Below are 25,938 nucleotides of genomic sequence, written 5' to 3' on the forward strand. Positions count from 1 at the left end.
AATTATTTGAGACCAATATGCTATTTCTAATTATTATTTTCGCCTTGATTGGCCTTGCATTCGGCGGCCCGGTGGGCCTGTTGATTGGCGGCGGCCTGGGCTGGTGGCTAGGCAAACGCCTTAGCCATCGCCTAAATATCGCCCGGATGCGCATCCAGGAAGGTTTTCTGGAATCGATCTTCTCGGTGATGGGTTGCCTGTGCCAAGCCGACGGCAAAGTCACCGAAGGCGAGCTGGACGTCGCCGAAAAATTGTTTGATCAAATGCACTTACAGGGCGAACAGCGTGCCAAGGCGCGCGCCGCCTTCGAGCGTGGCCGCGCCGATGACTTTAATCTGGACGCCGAGCTGGCCAGCGTTAACCGCCTTACCCAGCGCCAGCCGGTTCTGCGTCAGGTATTTATCCAGGTGCAACTCTCGGCTATCGCGGCTGATGGCGTGCTGCACCCCGCCGAGCACGAGATGATTCTGCGCGTTGCCCGCGGCGTAGGCTGCAGCGACGCCGAAGTGCAGCAGATCGAAGCGATGCTGCACGGCGCCGCCGCCAACTCCCAGGGCGCTAGCGAAGAAGCGCTTAAAGACGCTTACCGCGTGCTAGGGGTTTCTGAAGATGCCAGCGACAGCGAGATCAAAAAAGCCTACCGCCGCCTGATGAGCCAAAACCACCCGGACAAACTGGCTGGCAAAGGCCTGCCCGAAAGCATGCGTGACGTCGCCCAAGCGCGCACCAGCGAAATCGGCAACGCCTACGAACGCATTCGTGCGGCGAGGGAGAGCACTTAAGAGCGGTGCTTAAGAGCGGTGCTTAAGAACAATGCTTAACAAGTCAGCTCAAAAACGCAGTATATAGAATCGACAGTGTCACTAACGCCCGCTAGATTGAAGTTTCCATTGTTACTGTCAGCAGGGAACACGCCATGATCACGCTATACACTTTCCCCCAATCCCGCTCGCTACGCGCAGCGTGGACGCTTGAAGAGTTAGGCCTTGAGTATCAGTGCCAGCACGTGGCGTTGGATAAAGGCGAGGGGCAAACAGCCGAGCATTTGGCGCGCCACCCGGACGGCAAGGTACCGGTGATTGAGGATGGAGAGCTAACGCTATTTGAGTCGGCACCGATTTGCCGCTACTTAGCCGAGACGTACGGTGATGGCTCGTTACTACCCAGCGATCCCGCCGCCCGCGCTCAGGTCGACCAGTGGCTCAGCTTTATTGTCACGGAAATTGAGCAGCCATTATGGAATCAGGCCAAACATAAATTTGCCCTGCCCACAGATAGGCGGGTTCCCGCTATTTTGCCGACCTGCGCTTGGGAGTTTCAGCGTGCGCTAAGCGCACTAGAGCGCCGCTATAACGGGCAAGAAAACCTGGTGGGTAATACCTTTACCCTCGCGGATCTGTTTTTAACCCATACCTTGTCTTGGGCAATCAGCATGAAGCACCGCTTACCCGAACCGCTGATGGCTTATCGCGAACGCCATATTCAGCGCGCCGCGATGACAAGGGCAATGGAAAAAGAGCAGGCGGCAGCGAAGGGCTAATCAGAACCAACGGCATCAAAACGCTTCAAGACCGTTGCTGTCTCAGTACGCGGCAACGGTTGTGTGTGCTCCAGGCTAGTCGTCCGCTAAAAACCAAGCTCATCAAGCAGGTCGTCTACTTGATCCTGCCCTGTTGCCACATCTGTTTTGTCTTTACCCACCTGTGGCCCATTACGCAGTTTGGCATGTTCATCGCGATCATCTTCAAGCTTAACGCCATCGGTAACGTTGGGCACATTATCGACTAACACCTGAACAAGCTGCTCTTCGATGAGCTTGATGACTTCGATCATTTTCTTAATCACTTGGCCGGTGAGATCCTGGAAGTCCTGGGCCATCATGATTTCAAGCAGCTCTTTTTGCGTCGCCCCCGTTGCGGCGGGCAGCTTATCGCTCAAAAAGCGCTGGGTATCCTCGACAAGCTGAGGGTCACCCTCTACCGCGGCGAGTTTGGCTGCCGCTGCCTGCCAGCGCTTATTAAGCGCCGCGCCCTCTTCTTCAAGACTATCTTGCACTGGCTGCGCCCGCTCAACGGCGTTCAATGCCCTTTCTGCGGCCTGCTCCGTCATTGAGGCAACGTAGTTGAGCCGGTCATTGGCATCCGGTATCGCTTGCGCCGCCTGGGTAATCTGCTGATCTAAGCCCAGCTCTTTCATGCTGTCCCGCAGCAGGCGCGTTAAGTGGCCAATGCGATGCACCATCTCATCAGTACTGTCTTTTTTGCCCAGTACCGACGGCATGGTCGTGTCGTGGGCGTTGTTAACAGTGCTCATGACAATCCTCTTGTTGGAAAATCTTATTGAATGTCGTTTTGGGTGTGGTGATAGACATCACTATACGAACCCGCTGTGGTTTTTAAGGCCGTTCGACGCTACATAACATCCAGGTCAGCAGCAAACCCCAATACTACTTTCGGCTTAACATCCTAAAACTTAAGTTTAACGCTTAGTTAATAGAAAGATTCTGCGAGTTACAGGTATTTTCATACCCTAAAAGCTGTCTAATTGTCACGCGGGTTCAAGTAGGTAATGGCTCGAAAACAAGCTATTAACCGTTAAGCAGCCGAAGCGTGCGGAAGAACGGCGCTATAAACGGCAAAGTAGTGACAGACACTGCCGCCAATCACAAATAGGTGCCAGATCGCGTGGTTGTAGGGAATAGCGCGCACGGCGTAGAAGATAACCCCTAGCGTATAGGTAATTCCTCCTGCAGCCAGCAGGACGATACCGGTTTTCGATAAGCTGGCGGCCAGCTCGCCTGACGCCAGCACGATCATCCAGCCCATGAGTAAATAAATCGCTACGCGTAATACCGAAAAGCGCTGAGGCCATAGCAGTATGCAGGCAATGCCCAGGAGCGCCAACGACCATACGGCGGCAAACAAGACCCAGCCCGTAGTGCCGCGCATATTGACGAGCAAAAAGGGTGTGTAAGTACCGGCGATGAGTAGATAAATCGCGCAGTGATCCAGTAGCTGAAAGCGCTGCTTCCAGCGCCGATGAGGGATGCCGTGGTAAAGAGTCGAAGCGGTATACAGCAGAACCAGCGTGGTGCCGTAGAGGCTCAGGCTGACAATTTTCCACGGGTCAACATGGGCAGCGAAGCTCGCGGCCACCAGCAGCACCGCCATCCCCACCAGGCTAAGCACGGCACCGATACCGTGGGTGATACTGTGCAGCCACTCTTCAACGATACTGAATTCGCCCTGCTCTTCACATACGGTTTTCATTCTAGAGCGCTCCTAACGAACTCCTCTTTAATAGCACTCCTTCTATCACCCCTTACGCTCAATATCCACATCGCTGGCATGGGTGAAATCATCCAACGCCATCATGTGACCGAGCTTACCCGCTTTAGTAGAGAGGTACTGCTCGTTATGGGGATTCAAGCCGGTGGTGATCGGCAGGCGTTCCACCACGTTCACCCCATCGCGGGTGAGCGCGTCTACTTTGCGCGGGTTGTTGGTCATTAATCTTAACGACGTAATGCCCAGGTGGTTGAGCATTGGCACGCACAGGTCGTAGCGGCGCATATCGGCGCCAAAACCAAGCTGTTCGTTGGCCTCAACCGTATCGGCGCCTTGATCCTGCAGATGATAAGCGCGAATTTTGTTTAACAGGCCAATTCCGCGCCCTTCCTGGCGCAGATAAAACAGTACGCCGCGGCCCTCTTCAGCGATGCGTTTAAGCGCTTCCTGCAATTGGTAGCCGCAGTCGCAGCGCATGGAAAACAGCGCATCGCCCGTCAAACACTCGGAATGTACCCGCCCCAATACCGGCTCGTCGCCGGTCACATCACCCAGAGTTAGGGCGATATGATCCTTGCCAGTGGCCTCATCTTCGAAGCCATGCATAGTAAATGTTGCCCAGGGCGTGGGCAGCCGGGAAGCGGCAATGAAGCGAATGGTCACAGGTTACCTCGCTGATTGACCAAACCAGTTAACCACACCAGTGTTGGCAAAGTGGGCCAGTATTCTAACAGGAAGCGGCGCACGCCTCACGCTGGCGAAGAAGCTAAAATCGGCTAATTAGGCGAGAAAAATTGACTGGGTGCGACGATTTTTGCCATCGAGTACGCCGCTCTAATGGCTATCTTCAAGTACAATTGCGTTCATACGTTCCCCGATACGGCTTCAAGTACGATGCGGGCAAATTTCTTAAGAGCAAGTGTCTATGACCCCTACACCTTTGCAAAATGATCGATTCCTTCGCGCGCTAGCGCGTCAGCCCGTCGACCGCACCCCGGTGTGGATGATGCGCCAGGCGGGCCGCTACCTGCCGGAATACTGCGCCAGTCGGGCCGATGCGGGCAGCTTTATGGATCTGTGCCGCAACCATGATCTGGCCTGCGAAGTCACCCTGCAGCCCTTGGAGCGTTACCCGCTGGATGCGGCTATCCTGTTTTCAGATATTTTGACCATTCCGGATGCCATGGGCCTGGGGCTCTATTTTGAAACCGGCGAAGGCCCTAAATTTCGCAAAACCGTGCGCACCCCGGAAGAAGTCGCCGCGCTAAGCGTACCCGACGCCGAGCGCGACCTGGATTACGTGATGCGCGCAGTGTCGACCATTCGCCGCGAGCTGAATGGCCGTATGCCGCTGATCGGTTTCTCCGGCAGCCCCTGGACATTGGCGACGTATATGGTCGAGGGTGGTTCCAGCAAAGACTTCCGCCATCTGAAAACCATGCTCTACGATACGCCGGATACCATGCACCAGTTGCTGGATACCCTGGCCCACGCGGTGACTGACTACCTGAACGCGCAGATCCGAGCGGGCGCCCAGGCAGTGCAGATTTTTGATACCTGGGGCGGCGCGCTGTCTACACCCGCGTACCTGGAATTTTCGCTGCGCTACATGGAGCAAATCGTTTCCGGACTGATTCGCGAGCACGAGGGACGCCGCGTACCGGTGATTTTGTTCACCAAAAACGGCGGCCAGTGGCTTGAGCATATCGCCTGTGCCGGTGCCGATGCGCTAGGTATCGACTGGTCTACCGAGCTTTCCGATGCGCGCGCTCGCGTTGGCCACAAGGTAGCGCTACAGGGCAACTTGGATCCCAACGTGCTGTTTGCCCGCCCCTCAGCTATCCGTGCTGAAGTGGCTCGCGTGCTGGAAAGCTACGGCCACGGCCCTGGCCATGTGTTTAACCTGGGCCACGGCATCAGCCAGTTTACCAACCCCGATAACGTCACCGCCTTTATGGAGGCGCTGCACGAGCTAAGTCCCCAATATCACCGCGATATTCCGACGCACACAAATGCACAGCATTCAGGAGCCAATTGATGAGCGATTTACGCGACGACCAGTGGTTTACCGAAGTCTTCGATAGCCACGGTAGCGCTTTCTCACTAAAAATCTCTGCAAAGCTGCTGGATGTGCAGAGCGAGTACCAGCACCTGGAGGTTTACGCCACCGAGACCTACGGCAACCTGATGGTGCTGGATGGCTGCGTGATGCTGACCGATCGCGATAACTTTCTTTATCACGAGATGATCGCTCATCCGGCACTGTTTACCCACCAGGATCCCAAGCGAGTGGTGATTATCGGTGGCGGCGACTGCGGCACGCTAAAAGAAGTGCTCCGCCACCCAGGCGTAGAGAAAGTTACCCAAATTGATATCGATGAAGAAGTTACCAAAGCGTCTGAACGCTTTTTCCCGTCGTTGGTAGAAGCAAATAACGACCCGCGCGCCGAGTTGCTGTTCGCTGATGGCGTCAAGTGGGTCGACGATGCACCTGATGAGAGCATTGATGTACTGATTATCGACTCCACCGACCCGGTTGGGCCTGCTGAAGGGCTGTTTAAAACCGACTTTTTAAAGCGCTGCCATCGTATTTTGAAAAGCGGCGGCGTGATGGTGCAGCAGAGCGAATCACCGCTTTACCACACGGGTTCGATCATTCGTGAATTACGCCACGATATGCTTGAAGCGGGTTTTAACAGCGTTGCCACGCTGCCTTTCCCGCAGCCTGTTTACCCCTCAGGCTGGTGGAGCGTGACATTGGCGGGTAAAGCCACCGATGTGAATACGTTCCGCGAGCAGGCGGCCGCCAGCCACGACCTGCCCCTTGAGTACTACAGCGTTGAAGCCCATCGTGGCGCGCTCGCCCTACCGCCGTTTATGCGCAGGGCATTCGCAAGCGAATAAACCGCACTCCGATTGCCCGCCTTTCTGTTACCGCTCACCTCAGCTTGCCCTATAAAGGTGCAAAGCGAGTTGAGCGGTAACTTTTTTGCACCTAGACCTTCGTCTTGAATTCGTTGAGTAGCGTTGAAAAGCGCTGAATTAACGCCTGTACCCTTGTTGGCATCTTCCTTGCTAGGTTTAGTTACATGCTACGGCATGCATAGCGATACCAATTACTGATTTCAGCGACTGATTTCAATAGCTGATCTTCAATAGCTGATTTTCAATAACTTCGAGGGAAACTAAATGTTCAATAAAAAACACCTAGCGCTGCTAGCGTCCGCTGGCTCACTTAGCCTAGCGGGAATGGCGACTGCTCAAGCCGATACCTTGGAAGATACGATTGAGCGTGGCGCCGTTCAGTGTGGTGTGAGCGATGGTTTGCCGGGCTTCTCCGCACCCGATGACGACGGCAATTGGCAGGGCCTGGACGTTGATGTTTGCCGCGCAGTAGCGGCAGCGGTACTCGGCGATGCAGAAGCCGTTAACTACATTTCCCTTAACGCCGTTGAGCGCTTCACCGCCCTGCAGTCTGGCGAAGTTGATGTTCTGTCACGCAACACAACCTGGACGACCACCCGCGACACTACCCTGGGTCTGAACTTCACCGGCGTTAACTTTTACGACGGCCAAGGCTTCATGGTCTCTCGCGATTTGGGCATTACCGGTGCCGATGAGCTCGACGGTGCCTCCATCTGTATTCAATCAGGTACCACTACAGAGCTGAACCTGGCTGACTACTTCCGTGCTAACGACATGGAATTCAACCCAATCGTATTTGATACCTCTGAGCAAACTGTGGGTGGTTATCAAGCTGGCCGCTGTGACGTGCTGACATCTGATACTTCTCAGCTAGCTGCACTGCGTATCCAGCTTGATGACCCTGAAGCGTCAATGATCCTGTCTGACGTTATTTCCAAAGAGCCGCTGGGCCCTGTGGTTCGTCAGGGTGACGACACTTGGTTCAACATAGTGAAATGGTCGCTGTTTGCGATGATTAACGCAGAAGAGTACGGCGTGACCAGCGGAAACGCTGAAGAGATGCTCAGCTCTGAAAACCCCGATGTAGCTCGCTTGCTTGGTCAAGACGGCAACTATGGCGAGGGCATGGGTCTTGAAGCGGACTGGGCTTACAACATCATTAGCCAAGTCGGTAACTACGCTGAAAGCTTCGAACGTAACGTGGGTATGGACTCTCCGCTGGAAATTGAGCGCGGTGTAAATGCCCTGTGGAACGACGGCGGCTTCCAGTACGCTCCCCCGATTCGCTAAGCGTCTCGCTTGACCCTGGCCCGCCGCCCTCTTCACAGGTTTCTGTTAAAAGGGAATAGGCGGGCCATCTGATTGACCTTCCGTATCGCGGAGACGCCACCCATGTCTGTAAGACCTAACGCTCGCCCCGCCGGCCAAAAGCCGCCGTTTTGGCGAGACCGCGCTAAGCGCGCACTTATTTTTCAGCTCATTTTAGTCGCGGTTGTTGCGGCTTTCCTGATCTATATTATCGGCAATACCCAAGCCAACCTGAATGCTCGCGGCATCACGACAGGCTTTGGCTTCCTGGGCAACACAGCCGGCTTTGGTATTGGTCAAACCTTAATCGAGTACTCATCCCAAAGCACCTACGGCCGCACCTTCATTATCGGCTTGCTCAACACGCTGTTAGTGGGCGGACTAGGCGTGTTAGCGGCCTCGATTATTGGTTTTATCGTCGGTATTGCGCGGCTATCGCCTAATTGGCTGATCTCTAAACTGGCCAACGCGTATATCGAAACGTTTCGCAATATCCCGCTGCTGCTGCAAATTTTCTTCTGGTACTTCGCTGTGCTGCGGACGCTACCCAGCGCCAGGGAAAGTATGGCGTTTGGCGAAGCCATTTTCCTGAACGTGCGTGGGCTGTACCTGCCCCAACCGCTGTTTGAGTCTGGATTTGGGCTGATCCCCGCTACCTTTGTGGTGGCAATCATTGCCAGCATTGCGTTGGTCATTTGGAACAAGCGCCGCCATGAAGCCACCGGGAAGCGCCTGCCGGTCTTCTGGATGTCGCTGGTGATTATTTTTGGCCTGCCATTGCTGGTATTGGTGGCCACCGGTGTCCCGGTCACCTGGGAGATGCCGGTACTGCGCGGCTTTAACTTCGGCGGTGGTATCACCATCATCCCCGAATTTTTGGCCCTGTGGCTGGCGCTGTCTATCTATACCGCATCGTTTATTGCTGAGATTGTGCGCTCGGGCATCCAGGCCATTCCCCATGGCCAAACGGAAGCCGCCCAGGCATTGAGCTTGCCGCGCAAGTTAGTGTTACGTTTGGTGGTCATCCCCCAGGCCATGCGCGTCATCATTCCGCCGCTCACTAGCCAATACCTCAATCTGATTAAAAACTCGTCACTGGCCACCGCCATCGGCTACCCCGACTTAGTCTCGGTTTTCGCCGGTACCACGCTCAACCAGACCGGTCAGGCCATCGAAGTAATTGCCATGACCATGGCGGTTTATCTGATCATCAGCTTGCTGGTGTCCATGTTCATGAACTGGTTCAACGCTCGCGTTGCGCTAGTTGAACGCTAGGCCGGAGGCGACCCCATGATTCACAATAAAGAAACCATACCTCAGCGCCCGGCTCCTAAAGGAACCATTGGCCCGATTGCCTGGCTACGCGGCAATCTGTTCAACGGCCCTATCAACAGCATCTTTACGCTGTTGGGCCTGTATGTACTGTACCTGCTGGTGGTACCAACGGTTCAGTGGGCGTTTATTGATGCCGACTGGGTGGGCGATAGCCGTGAAGACTGCTCACGAGTAGGCGCCTGCTGGGTATTCGTCAATGCGCGCTTTTCTCAGTTTATGTACGGCCTTTATCCGAGCAGCGAATATTGGCGCGCCAACATCGTGTTTGCCATGTTTGCCGGCATTATTGCCTGGATGGTCATCCCGCGCCTGCCGTTCAAGCGTTGGATGGCACTCTTTGCGCTGCTGATCTTCCCGGTAATCGCCTACGTACTGCTGCACGGCGGCTACTTCGACCTACCACGTGTTTCCACCCACCGCTGGGGCGGTTTGATGCTGACCCTGCTACTGGCCAGCGTGGGGATGATTGGTGCGCTTCCTATTGGCATCGTGCTCGCCCTTGGGCGACGCTCGAACATGCCCATCGTCAAAACCTTCTGCGTGATTTTTATCGAGTTTTGGCGCGGTGTGCCGCTCATCACTATTCTGTTTATGGCCTCGGTAATGCTACCGCTGTTCCTGCCTTCAGAACTCAGCGTTGATCGCCTGGTACGTGCATTGATCGGCCTGACGCTATTCCAAAGCGCCTATATGGCCGAGGTCATTCGTGGTGGTTTGCAGGCGATTCCTAAAGGGCAGGATGAGGCCGCCGCAGCGCTAGGGATGACGTATTGGAAGCGCATGGGGCTGATCGTGATGCCGCAAGCGCTAAAAATGATGATTCCGGGTATCGTTAATACGTTTATCTCGCTGTTTAAAGACACCACCCTGGTGATGATCATCGGGCTGTTTGACCTGTTGGGCATTGTGCAAGCGGCGCTTTCCGACTCGCGCTGGCTGGGCTTCTCTATCGAGGGGTATGTATTCGCCGCGTTCGTGTTCTGGATCTTCTGTTTCAGCATGTCGCGCTACAGCCAGTATTTAGAGCGCAAGCTAAACACCGGCCATAAGCACTAGCTCAGGTACTAGTTCAATCGCTAGTTCAAGAGCGAGCGCCGCATCTCATTACGTTTTAAGTAGGATTTCAACATGACACAAGCAGCCACAAACACCTCTGAAACCAGTACGTCTGACACCAGTACTTCTGACCTAATGGTCGAGATGCGCAACGTTAACAAGTGGTACGGCGATTTTCACGTACTGCGGGATATCTACCTTGAGGTGAAGCGCGGCGAGCGTATCGTGGTGTGCGGCCCTTCGGGGTCGGGTAAATCAACGCTGATTCGCTGCATTAACCACCTTGAAGAGCATCAAAAAGGTGAAATCGTGGTGGGCGGTGTACCGCTGACCCAAGACGTTAAGCGTATTGAGCAGATTCGCCGTAGTGTCGGCATGGTGTTTCAGCACTTTAATCTGTTCCCGCACTTATCAGTGCTGGAAAACTGCTGTATCGCGCCAATGTGGGTACAAAAGAAACCCCGCAAAGAGGCCGAAGCGCTGGCGATGGAATATCTGGAGCGGGTACGCATTGCCGAACAGGCGACTAAATACCCAGGGCAGCTTTCGGGTGGCCAGCAGCAGCGGGTGGCGATTGCCCGCTCGCTGTGCATGCACCCTGACGTGATGCTGTTTGACGAGCCCACCTCAGCACTCGACCCCGAGATGATCAAAGAAGTGCTCGACGTTATGGTGGAGCTGGCGGAAGAGGGCATGACCATGATCTGCGTGACCCACGAAATGGGCTTCGCCAAACAAGTGGCTGACCGGGTCATCTTTATGGATCAGGGTCAAATTATTGAAGAAAACGCACCTGAACCCTTCTTCAACAACCCACAATCCGAGCGTACTCAGCTGTTCCTAAGTCAGATCCTGGGGCATTAATACACAGCCCTAGCAACAAAGTAGCTGTGGATAAGTACCTCATCATGGGCCTCACTGGAGGCCCATGATGTTGAGCAGTCGTTTAAAATAGCCGCTATTACAAACGGCTATTACAACTAGCTATTAAAAACAGTTATTAAAAACAGGTATTAAAAACAGTCAAAAAAGGATAAACACATGATTGAAAAGCTGTTTATTGACCGCGCGCCCCAGCCCATCGCCCCCTTTTCCCACGCCTGTCGGGTAGGCGACTTGGTGTTTATCACTGGGCAAATGCCGACGGTGCCCGAAACTAACGAGATGCTTTTGGGCACCTTCACCGAACAGACCCATCGGGTGATGCAGAACCTGGCGATTGTGTTGGAAGAAGTCGGCAGCGCCTTCGAATATGTGGTGCAGTCCCGGGTATTTATCACCAATATGGGCCACTTTGAAGAGGTGAATAAGGTCTACGCCAGCTACTTCCAGCAGCCGTTACCCACTCGCACCTGCATTGGGGTTACTGGTTTAGCGGGCGGTGCAGATGTAGAAGTCGATATGATTGCTTGGATTCCACCGTCTCAGCAGTAAACCTTGTAGCAGTAAGCAACCCTTGTCAGGCGTCTTTTTCACGGCTGCCAGTACGCTACGACGCGATTGCGTCCCGCTTCTTTAGCGGCATAGAGGGCTTGGTCAGCCTGGCCGACGGCCACTGCCTGACTCTGGTCTAAATCACTGGAGAGCGCCAAGGGCGCAATGCCAACACTGACAGTGAGCGTCACCATGGTGGGTGTTTGTGCATCCCCCGCCGTCAGATAAAACGGCTGTTGGGCTATGCGTTCGCGAATACGCTCACCCAGTTCCACCACCTGCTGGTGGGATAACTCACCCGCCGTAACGGCAAACTCTTCACCGCCAAGCCTCGCCAAGCAATCCTCTGGGCGCAGGAGTTCATGTACACGCTTTGCCATCTCCACCAGCAGGGAATCCCCCGCGGGGTGGCCATAGCGATCATTGATATGCTTGAAGTAATCAATATCAATCATCAGTAAATAATAATCTGCAGCTGAATCAAATTCTTGGAGCTGCGCTAAGTGATTAGCCAGCCCACGTCGATTACGCGTGCCGGTCAAGGCGTCAAACTCTGCCGCCACCCAGGCCTGCTCTTCGATTTTTTTGCGTTGGCTAATGTCGATGACCAAGCCGCCGATCCGCGCCAAATACCCATCAGCGGTGTAGTAACTCTCCATCACCAGTTCATGCCAGCGCCAATGACCCGACGCTACCCTAAGCTGCACATCAATACGGCATTGGGTTTGCAGGCGCTGCTGACATTCGCGTATCAACCCAAATACGCGTAGCCGGTCTGCGGGCATGGCATGAGCCAGCAAGCGACGCAGCGGGAGCCTAGCGTAATCGCCAGGATACCCCAGCGACAGCAGCAACGCCGAAGAGCACCAGGTAGCACCGCTGCGCGTGTTGATCTCCCAGGTACCACAGGCGGCGACCTGCTGCAGCAGATCAACCTGACGCTGCCTGCGGGTAAGCTGCTGACGATAAATAGCCGAGGCGATCAGCTCAGCGCCAATCACCAGCGCCTGTAACCCCGCTCCCTCCCAGTCAACTTCGCGTTCACAGTCGTCAAAACCCAGCGTGCCCCACCACTGGCCATCCACCATAATGGGCACGGTGACCATCGACTGTATCGACTGGCTTTCTAAATTATCGCGCAGCGTACCAGGGGCCACCCGCGAGGTAATACAGGTGTGGGGGTCACCTCGCTCGCGACGATTGACCATTTCTTCATACTCGTCATCATCAATCAGCGTGGTAAAAAAGCGAAAGCGCTTTTGCGTCCGCTCACGATAGTGCGACGCAGATGCCCACTCAAAAACAAAATCCTGCAGGACACCATTTGGGTTGCGCTCTATGGTTTGAAATATCCACACCCGATTAACACCCGACGCCTCCCCTAGCGCTGCCAGCAGTTGATCGACGCCATCGCTCCAAAAATGCTCATCTATCAAGGCACTGCTGCCGATAGAGAGGGCTTTTAGTAGGCTCGACGCATCCGGCGAGAAAGGAGCAGGCATAGTAGTGTCTCGTTACTTTTTCTTTGAGGCTACCACACAGCCTCCTTGAGGGATTACACGCTACGCCCATAAAGCGTGATGCTCGCGGGCGCTAACGGCGTTTGCTCACGGTGGGTCGTCAGCGCCTTCCCCGCCAGCGAGGTGAGCAGAATCTGCAGCGGGTCGCCGTGGCTGACCAGCACAATAGTTTCACCGCTGGCCTTTTGCTCCCACTCAGCGATTACCGCCTGCATGCGGCCCGCCACCGAACTCACCGCCTCTACCCCATGGTGCTGGTGATCGGCATCTTCAGCGTCTAACGCCCATATGCTGGCGTAGCGATCGTCACTCTGCCCTTCAAACTCGCCAAAATGGCGCTCTCGCAAACGCGTTTCCACGCTTGGGGTGAGTCCAAACGCAGTGGCAATGTGGGCAGCCGTTTGCGTCGTGCGCAGAAAATCCGAGTGCACGACAAGCGTGGGTGTCGGCCACTGCCAGTCGGCAACCCTCTGGGCAAGCTGTTGCTCGCCCAACTCGGAAAGACCGAAGTCCGCCAGACCGCGCTCCGGCGAGCTGACAATTACGCCCTGCTGATTGGCTTGGCTATGGCCGTGGCGGATTAGTAAATAGCGGTTGCGCCAATGGTCGTAAGGCGCCTGTAAAGTATTTGACATAAGTTCGTCACAAACCCTAGATTGAAAGTGTCTGCTTTCGAAAATAATCATCCTTCGCGCCAAATGTCCACTTATGAAACATTTCTCGCTTTAACGAGTGGCAAAACGCAGCAAAGGAAACACAGTTTGATGCATAGCAAGAACACAACAATAACGCACAAATGAGGCTTACCATGACAACTTCGCTCTTCCGCAAGCGCCCGCTTGCGATGCTTACCGCTATATCTCTGCTACCACTTACCCTGCTCTCTACCCACGCCCAAGCTGAATGTGAGCGCGGCGTTTTAGATGCTATATATTGCGATGAGAATGGCGATATCGTCGCTGATCGCCCCGCCGATGAGTCTGAATGGGCCAATCCTGATACGCTGATTTTTGCTTACACCCCCGTAGAGGATCCGGCCATCTATTCAGATATTTGGCAGCCCTTTATTGACCACCTATCAGACGTCACTGAGCGGGATGTGCGCTTCTTTGCGGTGCAGTCCAATGCTGCCCAAGTAGAAGCGATGCGCAGCGGGCGGCTGCATATCGCCGGTTTCTCCACCGGCCCCACGCCGTTTGCGGTAAACCTGGCCGGTGCGGTGCCGTTTGCGTTAATGGGCTCTGATGACGGTCAGTTTGGCTACACCCTGCAGCTGTTTACCCACGTTGACTCTGATATTCATGAGGTTGAGGATCTCAAAGGCAAGCGCGTTGCCCACACCTCACCCACCTCTAACTCGGGCAACTTAGCGCCCCGCGCACTGCTACCTGAACTTGGCATCACCCCCGACGAAGATTACGAAGTGGTCTACTCAGGTAGCCACGACCAATCCATGCTGGGCGTAGTGGCCAAGGATTACGATGCGGCTCCGGTCGCTTCCGAAGTGGTAGAGCGGATGGCCGCACGCGGTCTTTACGATGAAGAAGACGTGCGTCTGATCTACGAATCCGACCGTTTTCCCACTACTTCGTACAACTACGCGCACAATCTGCACCCAGACCTAGTCGAAAAAATTGAAGAAGCTTTCTTCAGCTTTGATTTTATTGGCACCGAGCTGGGTGAAGAGTTTGAGGGCGTCGAGAAATTTATTCCGATCAATTACAAAGATAATTGGCAGGTGATTCGCACCATCCAAGCCGCTAATAACGTGAGCTATACGCCAGAAAACCTGGAAGAGTAAAACCTAACGCATCGCCACCGGCGGTGCGGTTATTTTCTCGACGATGGAAGCGGACACATGCTGGAAATTACCAATCTGGTCAAACGCTATGGCCACGATGAAGCCGTGCTGAAAGGGCTTGACCTCAAGGTAGAGGGAAACAGCGTTGTTTCTATCGTAGGCGCGTCAGGCGCCGGCAAAAGCACTATGCTGAGGTGTATTAACCGTTTGGTAGAGCCCACATCCGGCTCTATCAAACTCAACGGCAATGAGTTGGTGAACCTTAAAGGCGCTGGATTGCGCCGCGCACGCCGCAAAATTGGCATGGTTTTCCAGGGCTTTAACCTGCTGGATCGCTTAACCGTGATGGAGAACGTGCTAGCCGGGCGGTTGGGTTACGTCAATCTCTACCAAGCGATTTCACGTCGCTACCCCCAAGCAGATATTGAGCGTGCCTTTGTACTGATGGAGCGCGTGGGCATCGCGCATTACGCTAACAAGCGTGCTGATGAGCTTTCCGGCGGCGAGCGCCAGCGAGTAGGCGTCGTTCGCGCGCTAATGCAGGAACCTGAAGTGCTGCTCGCCGATGAGCCCACCGCCTCGCTAGACCCGCGCACTTCTGAGCAGATTATGGTGCTGCTGCAAAGCTTGGCCAGCGAGCTGTCGCTGCCGGTGTTGATCAATATCCATAACGTTGCTCAGGCCAAAACCTATACCGAGCGCATTGTGGGCCTACGCCACGGCAAGATGATCTTTGATGGTGCGCCTGCCGACTTCAACAAAGACGCACTGGATGCCATCTACGGGGGGATTGACGCACCGGACGATGCAATTACGGATACGCCAGAGGAGCACACCCATGACTCCGCCTGACGCTCATTCCACAGCACCCCGTACTTGGAAAAAGCCGCCGTTTATTGCCAACCCAGTGCTGCGCTCCGGGTTGATCCTGGTGGCGGTGGTCTACCTGGTATGGGCCTTTGGCTCACTGCCCTTCAACTGGGCGCGTATCTCTGAAGGGTTGCCCCGCGCCGCACGTATTTTTAGCGGTGGCTTCCCGCCCAATCTTGAGCGTTACGAGCTACTGTTAACGGGCTTTAAAGAGAGCTTCCAAATCGCTATTTTGGCGACGCTACTGGGGGTCTTTCTGTCGATTCCCTTTGCTGTAATGGCTGCGCGTAATATTGCGCCCATGCCAATTTATATTATTGGCCGGGCGGTGATTATCATATCGCGCAGTTTCCACCCGGTGATTGTGGCGATTCTGTTTGTGGCCGCCGTGGGCTTTGGCCCCTTAGCGGGCATTCTCACCTTAACGCTCTACTCCATTGGCTTCGTAGGCAAGCTGCTTGCCGAAGAGATAGAAGAGATCGACTGGGGGCAGGTAGAGGCTATGAAAGCCGCTGGTGCGGGCTATATCGCCATTCTGTTTTATGCCGTTTTCCCGCAGATACTGCCACGTCAAGTTGGGCTTTCCATGTACCAACTGGACAGTAATTTGCGCGCCTCGGCGGTGGTCGGGATTGTCGGTGCAGGTGGCATTGGCGGTACGCTAATGAACGCCTTTGGACGCTACGATTACGATTTCGCCTTTGCGATTCTACTCATTATCATCGCCGTCATTTTGCTCAGCGAAGGTGTCAGCGGCTGGGTAAGGAAAAAAATATGGTAGATCATGCACAGCAGCTTGCTGACCGGGTTTGGCAACGCCACGACCGTAAACAGCTCCTTATCCGTTATGGCGTGCTTTTAGCCACCTTGATGGTGGTGGTATGGGCGGTGCGAGATATTGATATTTTCTGGCCGTGGGTGTGGGATGCGCCCAACCAGATCTCGGCGCTTGGGGCGCGCATGTGGCCACCCAGCCCCGCTGGGTTAAACGGCATCATCGCCGCACTGATTGAGACCGTGCATATTGCCACTCTGGCGACCTTCCTAACGATTTTCCTGGCGTTACCGGTGGCGTATATTGCCGCCCAGAACACCACACCTAACCGCGCCTGCCTGTGGCTAGGGCGTTTTATTCTGGTCTCCAGCCGCTCGGTAAATACCATTATCTGGGCACTGCTGTTCGTGGCGATTTTTGGCCCTGGCGTGTTAGCGGGCATTCTCGCCATTGTGTTTCGTTCAATTGGCTTTATCGGCAAGCTGATGGGTGAGGCGATTGAAGAGATTGACCGCAACCCGGTGGAAGCGATGGAAGCCACCGGAGCCTCCAAGGCCAAGGTGGTCGCCTACGCCATTGTGCCGCAAGTCATGCCAGCGTTTTTTGCCATTGTGATCCTGCGCTGGGATATCAATATCCGCGAATCAACCGTGCTTGGGTTAGTGGGCGCGGGGGGGATTGGCGTGATTTTACAGGGTGCAATTGACACCTTCGCCTGGCCTACCGTCGCGACCATTTTGATTGCCATTATTGTGCTAGTGCTGATCGGTGAAGCGGTCACCAGCTTACTGCGTCGCAAAGTGCTGTAGCCCCGTTGTTTAGAACCAGTTGTTCAGAACCAGTTGCTTAGAACCAGTTGCTTAAGCCATGGCAAGTGTTTGACCTAACGCCAAACGCTTGCCATGGTTAAATGACCATCAACGACATGGAGTATGCACAGCGATGACAACTTATATCGTGGTAGCCGACGCCGCTCGCGCACGTATCTTTACTCGTGATGCCTTGAAGCTGGCAGAACAGGAGAGCCTGGTTCACGCAGAAGGGCGGCTGCATGAAGGTGACTTGGTCACCGATGGTCGAGGCGATGTGCATGAGTCGATGTCCACTACCTCTCGCTCGGCTGGCGAAGAGGGAACGGCTACCAAGCACGAAAACGAGCTGTTTGCGAAAGAGGTCGCTCAGCGACTTTACAGCGCCCGAGTAGGCAACAGCATGGAGAAGCTAATCATGGTCGCGCCACCCAAATTTTTAGGCCTGTTACGGGATAAGCTTGATGGCCCTACACAGAAGCTCGTAATACACTCTTTATCGAAAGATCTAAGTAAAGCGTCACTAGCCGATATCCAACAGGCAGTCAGTGATTTACGCTAGCAATATCTGAAACTTAACCTTCATTCATCACTAAAGAAAGGGTCGTTCTCGCCGATAGTTTAGAAGACATTACAAACGGTACCTCCCTGAGTACTGACATGCACTTCTACGTCGAGAGCGACTATGCTATCCACCCTCCGAGTACGTATTCTATTGGCCGCACTAGTGGCGATAACCCTCGCCCTAGTCATTAACGGCATTGCCAGTTATACCACCGTAAAACATCATAATAGTCAGCAAGTTAACCGCAATTTAGAGGCGGTTGTACGTGGCAACACGCAAGCACTCAATGAATGGATGGCCTCTCGCGTCACCATGCTATCGGCCCTGGAACAGGCCACACTAGAAGACAATCCGCTACCTGCGCTGCAACAGTTAACCGCATCCGGTGGGTTTATGGCCTCCTATATGGCTTATCCAGACACCCCAAACGCTGTTTTTTCTGATGGCTGGGAGCCACCAAGCGATTATGACCCGCGCCAGCGCCCTTGGTATCAGGACGCGGTTAATGCAGAAACAACCGTTGTTACAGCTCCTTACGTCGATATGATTAGTAACGAACTCGTCGTGTCGTTTGTACACCCTTACTACCAAGAGGGTGAGCTAGTTGCTGTCGTGGGCGCCGATATCAATATCAACGATGTCGTCAAAATCGTCGCGTCTATTGCACCGACCCCATCAAGCTTTGGTTTTCTTACCACTGGCGACGGCACCCTGGTAGCCCACCCTGATAGCAGCCTTAGTCTGGAACCCTCTACCGCGCTCAGCAGTGAACTCGATAGCAGCCGCTTAGCGCAGATCACCAGCGCTGAGGAGCCCCAAGCCATGGCGTTACAGGGCAGTAATAAGCTACTGCTTGGCCAGTCGGTGGGTGGCAACAGCGACTGGCAACTATTGGTGGCGCTTGATGAAACGGAGGCAACGGCGGGCCTTCGCGCCATCGCGACCACATCGATAGTCACGCTGCTAATTGTAGCCGCGATTACAGCGGTGGTATTTGGCTTACTGCTTTCACTGCTGCTGCGCCGTTTGCTGGTTGCGCGTGACGCGATGGATGACATCGCCTCAGGAGAGGGCGACTTAACCCGCCGTTTGCCAGAAGAGGGCAACGACGAAATCACGCAAATTGCCAAGGCCTTCAACCGCTTTGTAGGCACAATGGAAGCCGTATTGGTAGATGTGCGCACCAGCAGTGAATCCGTTCACCATGCGGCAAACGAAATTGCCATGGGCGGCCAGGATTTATCCCGTCGCACCGATAACGCGGCCGCTAGCTTGCAGCAGACTTCTGCATCGATCGAGGAAATCACCAGTACAGTTCAACACACCTCTGCCTCTGCCCAGGAAGCCAACAAACTTTCTCAAACCGCCTCTGAAGTGGCGAACGAAGGCGGGAAAGTCGTGGCAAATGTAGTGACAACGATGGAAGACATCTCTCGCGCCTCCGGTAAAATCGGTGAAATCGTCACGCTAATGAACAGCATTTCGTTCCAGACCAACCTGCTGGCACTTAACGCCTCAGTGGAAGCGGCCCGTGCTGGCGAACATGGCCGTGGTTTTGCCGTGGTAGCCGACGAGGTACGCAAGCTAGCCGGACGCAGCAGCGAAGCCGCCAACGATATTCAAAAGCTGATCGAAGACTCACAAACCAAGGTGAATAACGGCACCACTTTGGTGCGCAATGCGGGGGCTACCATGCAGGATATCGTCGCGCACATTACCCGCGTGACCGATGTTTTGGAGGAGATCAATGCAGCGACCAGCGAGCAGAGCGACGGTATTAACCAAGTTAACATCGCCGTTGCCGAACTGGATCGCATGACTCAAGAGAACGCGGCCATGGTAGAAGAGTCCACAACTGCCGCTGAGCAGCTAAAAGAACAGGCCGACCATCTGGCTGGCACGATTAGTAGCTTCAAGCTTTCTCAACACCCGCCTGCGCCTCTAACCTCAAAATCGGCCAAGGCGTTGCCATCGTTTTAAGGGATTAAGGCATTGTCGGCAGCGCAATATCGTCGCTGCGTTTAGCGCCGGAAAGTGACTTGCGCAATCGCTTTCAACCTACGTCATTACCTATAGGGGCCTCATTCTGAGGCCCCTATGTCGTTATTCATCCCGCATTAACCCAGTTTCCCCTAGCGTGTGTTCCCCCTCCCTTACGAACCCTAACTACACGAGCTGACGCATACACCTAAAGTCGCACCCACTGGCGCCGATAGCATGACAGCAGATATTACGAATCAAGTGGCCTACTTTCGTCCTTAATTACCCCTGAATAGCGAGACTTTATTGATGCTGTCATCCCTACGCCTGCGTATTCTAGTGATCACTTTGGTGGTTATCGCCTTGGCGCTGATTATTAATGCTTCGGTCAGTTACACGATCTTAAAGACACAAAACGACGAACAAGTAGCCCAACAGCTTGCCTCCATTTCCCACGGCAATGCTTTGGCCATTGAAGAGTGGGTAGCCGCCCGCACCGCTATGATGGAGGCGGCTCAAGCACCGGTAAGTGGAAGAGATCCAGTTCAACCGCTCATTCAGCTCGCCGAGTCGGGCGGATTTCTATCAACCTATTTAGCGCGGCCCGACGGCAGCCTGCTTACGTCCGATGGCTGGATCCCCGGCGATGACTATGACCCGCGCACTCGCGACTGGTATAAAAGCGCCGTTGCGCAAGATAAAACCGTTGTCTCACTCCCCTACCTGGATGCCAACAGTGGTCGCTTGGTTGTGCCCTTCTCAACCCCCATCAAACGTAACGGACAGCTTTATGGCGTCATCGGCGGCGATGTAGAGATCGTCAACTTAATTGCACAGGTTAATGCTATTCAGCCGACGCCCTCTAGCTTTGCGTTTCTAAGCAGTGGCGGTGAAACGGTGATCGCTCATCCGGACTCAGCACTAACCTTGAAGCCACTTTCACAGCTCAGTGACGCGTTAACACCGGCCTCAATTGATCGCTTAAGCGCGACCCCGAATGCCTGGGAGCCCGTTGAAATTGGCGGTGACATAAAGCGGCTAGGGGCCACGCCGATTGCCGGTACCGAGTGGGAACTAGGCGTTGCACTGGACGAGTACGAAGCCACGGCGGGCCTGCGTGCCATCATTCACTCGGCGTTGCTGACGCTAGCGATTATCATTGTAGTCACCGCGCTACTGCTAAGCCTGTGGCTCAAGCGAACCTTCGCCGGTCTTGAACGAGCCCGGGATGCGCTGGATGACATCGCTAGTGGCGACGGAGATCTGACCCGCCGACTGCCGGAGCAAGGCCGCGATGAAGTGGCCCAGATGAGCGGTGCTTTCAACCGCTTCGTGAGCAAAATGGAGGCAGTATTAATCGATGTCCGCACCAGCAGTGAATCCGTTCACCATGCCGCCAATGAGATCGCCATGGGCGGACAAGATCTATCCCGCCGCACCGATAACGCGGCCGCTAGCCTGCAGCAAACCTCTGCATCGATCGAAGAAATCACCAGTACCGTTCAACACACGGCAGCATCCGCAAAAGAAGCCAATAAGCTATCTCAAACCGCCTCAGAAGTCGCCAACGAAGGTGGGAAGGTTGTCGCAAATGTGGTGAACACCATGGAAGACATTACCCACGCGTCGGATAAGATCGGTGAAATTGTCACCTTAATGAACAGCATCTCGTTCCAGACCAACCTGCTGGCGCTTAACGCTTCGGTGGAAGCGGCCCGGGCTGGCGAGCATGGCCGTGGTTTTGCCGTGGTAGCTGACGAGGTGCGCAAGCTGGCCGGGCGCAGCAGCGAGGCCGCCAACGATATTCAAAAGCTGATCGAAGATTCACAAACCAAGGTGAATAACGGCACTACTTTGGTGCGTAATGCGGGGGCTACCATGCAAGACATCGTCACGCATATTACCCGCGTAACCGATGTTTTGGAGGAGATCAACGCAGCGACTAATGAGCAGAGCGAAGGTATCAAACAAGTCAACATCGCTGTCGCCGAACTGGATCGCATGACCCAGGAGAACGCGGCCATGGTAGAAGAGTCCACGACCGCTGCCGAGCAGTTGAAAGAGCAGGCCGACCACTTAGCGGTCACCATAGGCAGCTTCAAACTGTCTCAACACCCACCTGCGCCGCTAACGTTAAACTCGCCCAAAGCGCTGGCGTCGTTTTGAGGGACTAAGGAATGGGCGGCAGTGCAATGACGCTGCGTTTGCCTCCGGAACGTGATTAAGCTGTCTACCTACCTCTTTATCCGTAGGGGCCTCATTTAGAGGCCCTTACGTCATTATCCCCCCTGCATTAACACGGTCTCCTCTGGCGCGTGTTCTATCCCTTACGAGCCTATAACGGCACGAGCTGATGCATACATCTAAAGTCGTATTCATCGGTGCCGATAGCATGACAGCAGATGTTACTTACCAAGCGGTCAGCTTCTGACCTCATTTTTCCTTAATAGCGAGACTTTATTAATGCTGTCGTCCCTACGCTTGCGCATTCTGATGATCACTTTGGTGGTTATCACGCTGGCACTGACCATCAACGCCTCCGTCAGTTATCTGACCTTGCAAGCTCACAACGAGCAGCAGGTAACTCGGCAACAGGCATCCATCGCACAGGGTAACGCCCTGGCAATCGAAGAATGGGTGTCTGCCCGTGCCGCCATGCTAGAAGCAGCGCGCGATCCCGTGATCGATAATGTCCCTCTTGAGCCCCTAAAACAGCTAGCCGAGTCAGGTGGATTCATAGCGGCCTTTTACGGTCAAACCGATGGCAGCCATCTTTCTTCCGATGGCTGGAAACCACCTAATGACTACGACCCGCGCCAGCGCGGCTGGTACCAAGCGGCCATGAATCAGGATAGGACTATCGTCTCGCTGCCCTACGTGGATGCCAACAGCAATCGCTTAGTGGTTACCTTTGCCACGCCGGTCAAGCGTGAGGGTCGCCTGTATGGGGTGGTCGGCGGAGATGTGGCGATCGACAGTCTGGTCAATCAGGTCAATGCCATTCAGCCGACGCCATCGAGCTTCGCCTTTCTGAGCAGTGGCGGCGAGACGCTGATCGCGCACCCCAACACGGCGCTGACCCTCAAGCCACTAAGCCAGATCAGTGATACCTTGCCCCCCGCCGTTATCGGTCGGCTGAGCGCTACCCAAGATAGCTGGGAAGCTATTCAAGTCGACGGCCAGGATAAGCGGCTATCAGCGACGCCCATCGCGGGTACCGACTGGGAGCTCGGGATCGCGCTAGACGAACGCGAGGCCACTGCCGGCCTTCGCGCTATCCTTCACTCGTCTTTGATCACGCTACTGATCATTATCGCCGTTACTGCGCTACTGCTCAGCCTGTGGCTCAAGCGAACCTTCGCCGGTCTTGAACGGGCCCGGGATGCGCTGGATGACATCGCTAGTGGCGACGGAGATCTGACCCGCCGACTGCCGGAGCAAGGCCGCGATGAAGTGGCCCAGATGAGCGGTGCTTTCAACCGCTTCGTGAGCAAAATGGAGGCGGTATTAATCGATGTCCGCACCAGCAGTGAATCCGTTCACCATGCCGCCAACGAGATCGCCATGGGCGGCCAGGATCTATCCCGTCGCACCGATAACGCGGCCGCTAGTCTGCAGCAAACCTCTGCATCGATTGAGGAAATCACCAGTACCGTTCAACACACGGCAGCATCCGCAAAAGAAGCCAATAAGCTATCTCAAACCGCCTCAGAAGTCGCCAACGAAGGTGGGAAGGTTGTCGCAAATGTGGTGAACACCATGGAAGACATTACCCACGCGTCGGATAAGATCGGTGAAATTGTCACGCTAATGAACAGCATTTCGTTCCAGACCAACCTGCTGGCGCTTAACGCCTCTGTGGAAGCGGCCCGGGCTGGTGAGCATGGCCGTGGTTTTGCCGTGGTAGCTGACGAGGTGCGCAAGCTGGCCGGGCGCAGCAGCGAGGCCGCCAACGATATTCAAAAGCTGATCGAAGATTCACAAACCAAGGTGAATAACGGCACTACTTTGGTGTGTAATGCGGGGGCTACCATGCAGGACATCGTCACGCATATTACCCGCGTAACCGATGTTTTGGAGGAGATCAATGCAGCGACCAGCGAGCAGAGCGAAGGTATCAAACAAGTCAACATCGCTGTCGCAGAGCTGGATCGCATGACCCAGGAGAACGCGGCCATGGTAGAAGAGTCTACGACCGCTGCCGAGCAGTTGAAAGAGCAGGCCGATCACTTAGCGGTCACCATAGGCAGCTTCAAGCTTTCTCAACACCCACCTGCGCCGCTAACGTTAAACTCGCCCAAAGCGCTGGCGTCGTTTTGAGGGACTAAGGAATGGGCGGCAGTGCAATATCGTCGCTGCGTTTAGCGCCAGCGGTCATTTCACGGCACAGGCGCAGAAATTCGCGCACGCCGGTGGTGAGGTATTTATGTCGGTGCCAAATAAACGTGAATTGACGCTTTAGATCCAACTCCGGCGTGGGCAGCGGTACCAAGCTGCCGCGCCGGAAGGCATCGCGTAGCGCCAAGCGCGAGACACAGCCAATCCCCAGCCCCGACTCCACGGCACGTTTAATACCTTCCGTATGCTCTAGCTCCAGCAGCGTATTAAACCGGCTGCGACGGTGGCGGGCGGCGTGTTCCAGGGTCATTCGGGTGCCAGAGCCCTCTTCGCGCATAATCCAGTCCTCACGCAGCAATTGCTCAAGCTCAAGATGCTCGCGGCCTGCCAGCGGATGACGCGGCGAGCAAAACACGCACAGCTCATCTTCTACCCAGGGCTGGCTGATGATCATGTCATCGTCGCACTGCCCCTCGATCAAGCCTAAATCCAGCGAGTGCTGGCGCACGCCTTCGATAATATGGCGCGTATTGCGCACCGCCAGGCGCACCCGACTGCCGGGGTGGCGCTGCATAAAGTCGCTGATGAGCAACGTGGCCAGGTAGTTACCAATGGTCAGCGTGGCGCCGACATCCAGCGATCCAACCCCTTTCTGCCCACGCAGCAACTCTTCGATCTCTTCACCACGATCAAGCAGCGCCACCGCTTTAGGCAATAGCTGAAAACCCAGCGCGTTAAGTTTCAAGCGTTTGCCGATCCGATCCAGCAGTTGACAGTCGAACTGCCGCTCAAGCTCCGCCAGCGCCGTGCTGGTCGCCGATTGCGACATGGCCAGCGCCCGCGCCGCATGGGATACGCTCTCATGCTGGGCAACCGCCACAAAGACTTCCAACTGCCGCAAGGTGTAGTGCATAGCGTCTGACCTATATTTGATCTATATCTATTTTTCAGATAAGCGTTATCAATATAATTCGCTTAACAGATATAGCACCCTTTGCTTAGACTTGCAGGCAACTTATTTAATAATTTTTATTCTTTTTCAGAATATGACCGATATGGTTTAGCGCCAGCGTCGGCTACAGGAGAAAACGGCATGAGTAAGTTTGCTCTGGAAGAAGTGCTTAGCGTTCATCACTGGAACGATACTCTATTCAGCTTCCGCACCACCCGAGAGCGTAGCCTGCGCTTCAAAACCGGTCAGTTTGTAATGATTGGTTTGGAAGTGAATGGCAAACCGCTGATGCGCGCTTACTCCATTGCCAGTCCCAACTACGAAGACCACCTGGAGTTCTTCAGCATTAAAGTGCCCGATGGCCCGCTCACGTCACGACTTCAGCACCTGAAAGTGGGTGACCAGATTATGGTCAGCCGCAAGCCGACAGGCACGCTGGTCACCGACGACTTGCTGCCCGGCCGCAACCTGTATATGCTCTCCACCGGTACCGGTTTGGCGCCCTTTATGAGCTTGATTCAGGATCCCGAAGTTTATGAACGCTACGAGAAAATCGTACTGGTTCACGGGGTGCGCGAAGTCTCTGAATTGGCCTACGCCGACTTCATCACCAAAGAGCTGCCAGCCCATGAGTACCTAGGTGAAGATATTGCTGAAAAGCTGGTCTACTACCCGACCGTTACCCGGGAAGAGTTCCACACCATGGGCCGCCTGACCGACCATATTCGTACGGGTAAGCTGTTTGAAGATACCGGCCTGCCGCCCATCGACCCACGCCAAGACCGCGCGATGATCTGTGGCAGCCCCGCCATGCTGGACGATACCAGCGCCCTGCTCGACGAGTTGGGTCTAAATATTTCGCCACGTATGGGCGAGCCGGGCGACTACGTCATTGAGCGTGCGTTTGTCGAGAAGTGAGGCGTAAATAGTGAATCGTAATGAGTGAGTAGTGAATAGAAAAAACTTTAGCCGCTAGAATGTTC

24 protein-coding genes are annotated in these 25,938 nt (G+C 54.8%); 18 read left to right on the plus strand and 6 right to left on the minus strand.

Going from position 1 to position 25,938, the window contains the following annotated elements; all coding sequences use genetic code 11:
• The first annotated feature begins 17 nt into the window (after positions 1-17).
• On the plus strand, positions 18-782 hold the full coding sequence (djlA, locus tag A6R74_RS17110; protein ID WP_064235666.1) for a co-chaperone DjlA: 765 nt from the start codon (positions 18-20) through the stop codon (positions 780-782).
• A 134-nt stretch (positions 783-916) separates the two neighbouring features.
• Positions 917-1,540 carry a glutathione S-transferase family protein gene (locus tag A6R74_RS17115; RefSeq protein ID WP_064235667.1) on the plus strand — a complete coding sequence of 208 codons (624 nt, stop codon included), beginning with the start codon at positions 917-919 and terminating at the stop codon, positions 1,538-1,540.
• Positions 1,541-1,626: 86 nt separating this feature from the next.
• Here the strand turns inward: A6R74_RS17115 and cheZ are convergent, their stop codons facing one another.
• From cheZ to ribA, 3 genes are all read right to left on the minus strand, one after another.
• Positions 1,627-2,313 carry a protein phosphatase CheZ gene (cheZ, locus tag A6R74_RS17120; RefSeq protein ID WP_064235668.1) on the minus strand — a complete coding sequence of 229 codons (687 nt, stop codon included), beginning with the start codon at positions 2,311-2,313 and terminating at the stop codon, positions 1,627-1,629.
• Between the two features lie 281 nt (positions 2,314-2,594).
• Positions 2,595-3,269 (minus strand): PAQR family membrane homeostasis protein TrhA, encoded by a 675-nt coding sequence (trhA, locus tag A6R74_RS17125; protein ID WP_064235669.1) that lies wholly within the window; start codon positions 3,267-3,269, stop codon positions 2,595-2,597.
• A gap of 45 nt (positions 3,270-3,314) precedes the next feature.
• The gene (ribA, locus tag A6R74_RS17130; RefSeq protein WP_064235670.1) at positions 3,315-3,950 is read right to left on the minus strand and encodes a GTP cyclohydrolase II; all 636 of its coding nucleotides are present in this window, start codon (positions 3,948-3,950) and stop codon (positions 3,315-3,317) included.
• A 262-nt stretch (positions 3,951-4,212) separates the two neighbouring features.
• Here ribA and hemE point away from each other — a divergent pair, with 262 nt between their 5' ends.
• From hemE to A6R74_RS17165, 7 genes are all read left to right on the plus strand, one after another.
• Entirely contained in the window at positions 4,213-5,325 is a 1,113-nt protein-coding gene (gene hemE, locus A6R74_RS17135) for a uroporphyrinogen decarboxylase (protein WP_064235671.1), read from the plus strand.
• The gene (gene speE / locus A6R74_RS17140) at positions 5,325-6,191 is read left to right on the plus strand and encodes a polyamine aminopropyltransferase (protein WP_064235672.1); all 867 of its coding nucleotides are present in this window, start codon (positions 5,325-5,327) and stop codon (positions 6,189-6,191) included. The genes hemE and speE overlap by 1 nt, the downstream gene beginning before the upstream one ends.
• A gap of 285 nt (positions 6,192-6,476) precedes the next feature.
• Positions 6,477-7,502 (plus strand): amino acid ABC transporter substrate-binding protein, encoded by a 1,026-nt coding sequence (locus A6R74_RS17145; protein WP_064235673.1) that lies wholly within the window; start codon positions 6,477-6,479, stop codon positions 7,500-7,502.
• Positions 7,503-7,604: 102 nt separating this feature from the next.
• A complete protein-coding gene (locus tag A6R74_RS17150) occupies positions 7,605-8,795 on the plus strand; it encodes an amino acid ABC transporter permease (protein WP_064235674.1) in 1,191 nt (396 codons plus the stop codon).
• A gap of 15 nt (positions 8,796-8,810) precedes the next feature.
• Entirely contained in the window at positions 8,811-9,911 is a 1,101-nt protein-coding gene (locus A6R74_RS17155; RefSeq protein ID WP_064235675.1) for an amino acid ABC transporter permease, read from the plus strand.
• Positions 9,912-10,046: 135 nt separating this feature from the next.
• Positions 10,047-10,775, plus strand: coding sequence for an amino acid ABC transporter ATP-binding protein (locus A6R74_RS17160; RefSeq protein WP_064235793.1), 729 nt, complete (start codon positions 10,047-10,049; stop codon positions 10,773-10,775).
• Positions 10,776-10,952: 177 nt separating this feature from the next.
• Positions 10,953-11,345, plus strand: coding sequence for a RidA family protein (locus A6R74_RS17165; protein ID WP_064235676.1), 393 nt, complete (start codon positions 10,953-10,955; stop codon positions 11,343-11,345).
• A gap of 38 nt (positions 11,346-11,383) precedes the next feature.
• Here A6R74_RS17165 and A6R74_RS17170 read toward each other — a convergent pair whose 3' ends face one another.
• Together A6R74_RS17170 and A6R74_RS17175 are read right to left on the minus strand one after the other, a co-directional pair.
• The gene (locus A6R74_RS17170) at positions 11,384-12,847 is read right to left on the minus strand and encodes a sensor domain-containing diguanylate cyclase (protein WP_064235677.1); all 1,464 of its coding nucleotides are present in this window, start codon (positions 12,845-12,847) and stop codon (positions 11,384-11,386) included.
• Positions 12,848-12,900: 53 nt separating this feature from the next.
• Positions 12,901-13,500 carry a histidine phosphatase family protein gene (locus tag A6R74_RS17175; RefSeq protein WP_064235794.1) on the minus strand — a complete coding sequence of 200 codons (600 nt, stop codon included), beginning with the start codon at positions 13,498-13,500 and terminating at the stop codon, positions 12,901-12,903.
• 173 nt (positions 13,501-13,673) lie between these two features.
• Between A6R74_RS17175 and phnD the strand changes: the two genes are divergently transcribed.
• The 8 genes from phnD to A6R74_RS17215 all read left to right on the plus strand — a co-directional run bounded on the left by phnD (position 13,674) and on the right by A6R74_RS17215 (position 23,985).
• Complete coding sequence (phnD, locus tag A6R74_RS17180; RefSeq protein WP_064235678.1) at positions 13,674-14,666, plus strand: phosphate/phosphite/phosphonate ABC transporter substrate-binding protein; 993 nt, start codon at positions 13,674-13,676, stop codon at positions 14,664-14,666.
• Between the two features lie 57 nt (positions 14,667-14,723).
• Positions 14,724-15,518: a phosphonate ABC transporter ATP-binding protein gene (phnC, locus tag A6R74_RS17185; protein ID WP_064235679.1), complete on the plus strand. Its 795-nt coding sequence runs from the start codon at positions 14,724-14,726 to the stop codon at positions 15,516-15,518.
• Positions 15,505-16,317 carry a phosphonate ABC transporter, permease protein PhnE gene (gene phnE / locus A6R74_RS17190; protein WP_064235680.1) on the plus strand — a complete coding sequence of 271 codons (813 nt, stop codon included), beginning with the start codon at positions 15,505-15,507 and terminating at the stop codon, positions 16,315-16,317. The genes phnC and phnE (A6R74_RS17190) overlap by 14 nt, the downstream gene beginning before the upstream one ends.
• Positions 16,311-17,120, plus strand: a complete 810-nt coding sequence (gene phnE / locus A6R74_RS17195; protein WP_064235681.1) for a phosphonate ABC transporter, permease protein PhnE — start codon at positions 16,311-16,313, stop codon at positions 17,118-17,120. The genes phnE (A6R74_RS17190) and phnE (A6R74_RS17195) overlap by 7 nt, the downstream gene beginning before the upstream one ends.
• A 133-nt stretch (positions 17,121-17,253) precedes the next feature.
• Entirely contained in the window at positions 17,254-17,682 is a 429-nt protein-coding gene (locus tag A6R74_RS17200; RefSeq protein WP_064235682.1) for a host attachment protein, read from the plus strand.
• A 123-nt stretch (positions 17,683-17,805) separates the two neighbouring features.
• Positions 17,806-19,665 (plus strand): methyl-accepting chemotaxis protein, encoded by a 1,860-nt coding sequence (locus tag A6R74_RS17205; RefSeq protein ID WP_064235683.1) that lies wholly within the window; start codon positions 17,806-17,808, stop codon positions 19,663-19,665.
• Positions 19,666-19,974: 309 nt separating this feature from the next.
• The gene (locus A6R74_RS17210) at positions 19,975-21,831 is read left to right on the plus strand and encodes a methyl-accepting chemotaxis protein (protein ID WP_064235684.1); all 1,857 of its coding nucleotides are present in this window, start codon (positions 19,975-19,977) and stop codon (positions 21,829-21,831) included.
• A gap of 297 nt (positions 21,832-22,128) precedes the next feature.
• The gene (locus tag A6R74_RS17215; protein ID WP_064235685.1) at positions 22,129-23,985 is read left to right on the plus strand and encodes a methyl-accepting chemotaxis protein; all 1,857 of its coding nucleotides are present in this window, start codon (positions 22,129-22,131) and stop codon (positions 23,983-23,985) included.
• 4 nt (positions 23,986-23,989) lie between these two features.
• Here the strand turns inward: A6R74_RS17215 and A6R74_RS17220 are convergent, their stop codons facing one another.
• Positions 23,990-24,916 (minus strand): LysR family transcriptional regulator, encoded by a 927-nt coding sequence (locus A6R74_RS17220; protein WP_009286188.1) that lies wholly within the window; start codon positions 24,914-24,916, stop codon positions 23,990-23,992.
• Positions 24,917-25,096: 180 nt separating this feature from the next.
• Here A6R74_RS17220 and A6R74_RS17225 point away from each other — a divergent pair, with 180 nt between their 5' ends.
• Positions 25,097-25,873, plus strand: a complete 777-nt coding sequence (locus A6R74_RS17225) for a ferredoxin--NADP reductase (RefSeq protein WP_064235686.1) — start codon at positions 25,097-25,099, stop codon at positions 25,871-25,873.
• Positions 25,874-25,938 lie beyond the last annotated feature (65 nt).

Origin of the sequence: Halomonas sp. ALS9 (genome assembly GCF_001651035.1) — a bacterium.
Classification (GTDB): domain Bacteria; phylum Pseudomonadota; class Gammaproteobacteria; order Pseudomonadales; family Halomonadaceae; genus Vreelandella.

What these genes read in the sequence shown, in the direction of transcription:
- djlA (WP_064235666.1), top strand. Translation starts at nt 18, where the DNA reads ATGCTATTTCTAATTATTATTTTCGCCTTGATTGGCCTTGCATTCGGC.
- A6R74_RS17115 (WP_064235667.1), top strand. Translation starts at nt 917, where the DNA reads ATGATCACGCTATACACTTTCCCCCAATCCCGCTCGCTACGCGCAGCG.
- cheZ (WP_064235668.1), bottom strand. Translation starts at nt 2,313, where the DNA reads ATGAGCACTGTTAACAACGCCCACGACACGACCATGCCGTCGGTACTG.
- trhA (WP_064235669.1), bottom strand. Translation starts at nt 3,269, where the DNA reads ATGAAAACCGTATGTGAAGAGCAGGGCGAATTCAGTATCGTTGAAGAG.
- hemE (WP_064235671.1), top strand. Translation starts at nt 4,213, where the DNA reads ATGACCCCTACACCTTTGCAAAATGATCGATTCCTTCGCGCGCTAGCG.
- speE (WP_064235672.1), top strand. Translation starts at nt 5,325, where the DNA reads ATGAGCGATTTACGCGACGACCAGTGGTTTACCGAAGTCTTCGATAGC.
- A6R74_RS17145 (WP_064235673.1), top strand. Translation starts at nt 6,477, where the DNA reads ATGTTCAATAAAAAACACCTAGCGCTGCTAGCGTCCGCTGGCTCACTT.
- A6R74_RS17150 (WP_064235674.1), top strand. Translation starts at nt 7,605, where the DNA reads ATGTCTGTAAGACCTAACGCTCGCCCCGCCGGCCAAAAGCCGCCGTTT.
- A6R74_RS17155 (WP_064235675.1), top strand. Translation starts at nt 8,811, where the DNA reads ATGATTCACAATAAAGAAACCATACCTCAGCGCCCGGCTCCTAAAGGA.
- A6R74_RS17160 (WP_064235793.1), top strand. Translation starts at nt 10,047, where the DNA reads ATGGTCGAGATGCGCAACGTTAACAAGTGGTACGGCGATTTTCACGTA.
- A6R74_RS17165 (WP_064235676.1), top strand. Translation starts at nt 10,953, where the DNA reads ATGATTGAAAAGCTGTTTATTGACCGCGCGCCCCAGCCCATCGCCCCC.
- A6R74_RS17170 (WP_064235677.1), bottom strand. Translation starts at nt 12,847, where the DNA reads ATGCCTGCTCCTTTCTCGCCGGATGCGTCGAGCCTACTAAAAGCCCTC.
- A6R74_RS17175 (WP_064235794.1), bottom strand. Translation starts at nt 13,500, where the DNA reads ATGTCAAATACTTTACAGGCGCCTTACGACCATTGGCGCAACCGCTAT.
- phnD (WP_064235678.1), top strand. Translation starts at nt 13,674, where the DNA reads ATGACAACTTCGCTCTTCCGCAAGCGCCCGCTTGCGATGCTTACCGCT.
- phnC (WP_064235679.1), top strand. Translation starts at nt 14,724, where the DNA reads ATGCTGGAAATTACCAATCTGGTCAAACGCTATGGCCACGATGAAGCC.
- phnE (WP_064235680.1), top strand. Translation starts at nt 15,505, where the DNA reads ATGACTCCGCCTGACGCTCATTCCACAGCACCCCGTACTTGGAAAAAG.
- phnE (WP_064235681.1), top strand. Translation starts at nt 16,311, where the DNA reads ATGGTAGATCATGCACAGCAGCTTGCTGACCGGGTTTGGCAACGCCAC.
- A6R74_RS17200 (WP_064235682.1), top strand. Translation starts at nt 17,254, where the DNA reads ATGACAACTTATATCGTGGTAGCCGACGCCGCTCGCGCACGTATCTTT.
- A6R74_RS17205 (WP_064235683.1), top strand. Translation starts at nt 17,806, where the DNA reads ATGCTATCCACCCTCCGAGTACGTATTCTATTGGCCGCACTAGTGGCG.
- A6R74_RS17210 (WP_064235684.1), top strand. Translation starts at nt 19,975, where the DNA reads ATGCTGTCATCCCTACGCCTGCGTATTCTAGTGATCACTTTGGTGGTT.
- A6R74_RS17215 (WP_064235685.1), top strand. Translation starts at nt 22,129, where the DNA reads ATGCTGTCGTCCCTACGCTTGCGCATTCTGATGATCACTTTGGTGGTT.
- A6R74_RS17220 (WP_009286188.1), bottom strand. Translation starts at nt 24,916, where the DNA reads ATGCACTACACCTTGCGGCAGTTGGAAGTCTTTGTGGCGGTTGCCCAG.
- A6R74_RS17225 (WP_064235686.1), top strand. Translation starts at nt 25,097, where the DNA reads ATGAGTAAGTTTGCTCTGGAAGAAGTGCTTAGCGTTCATCACTGGAAC.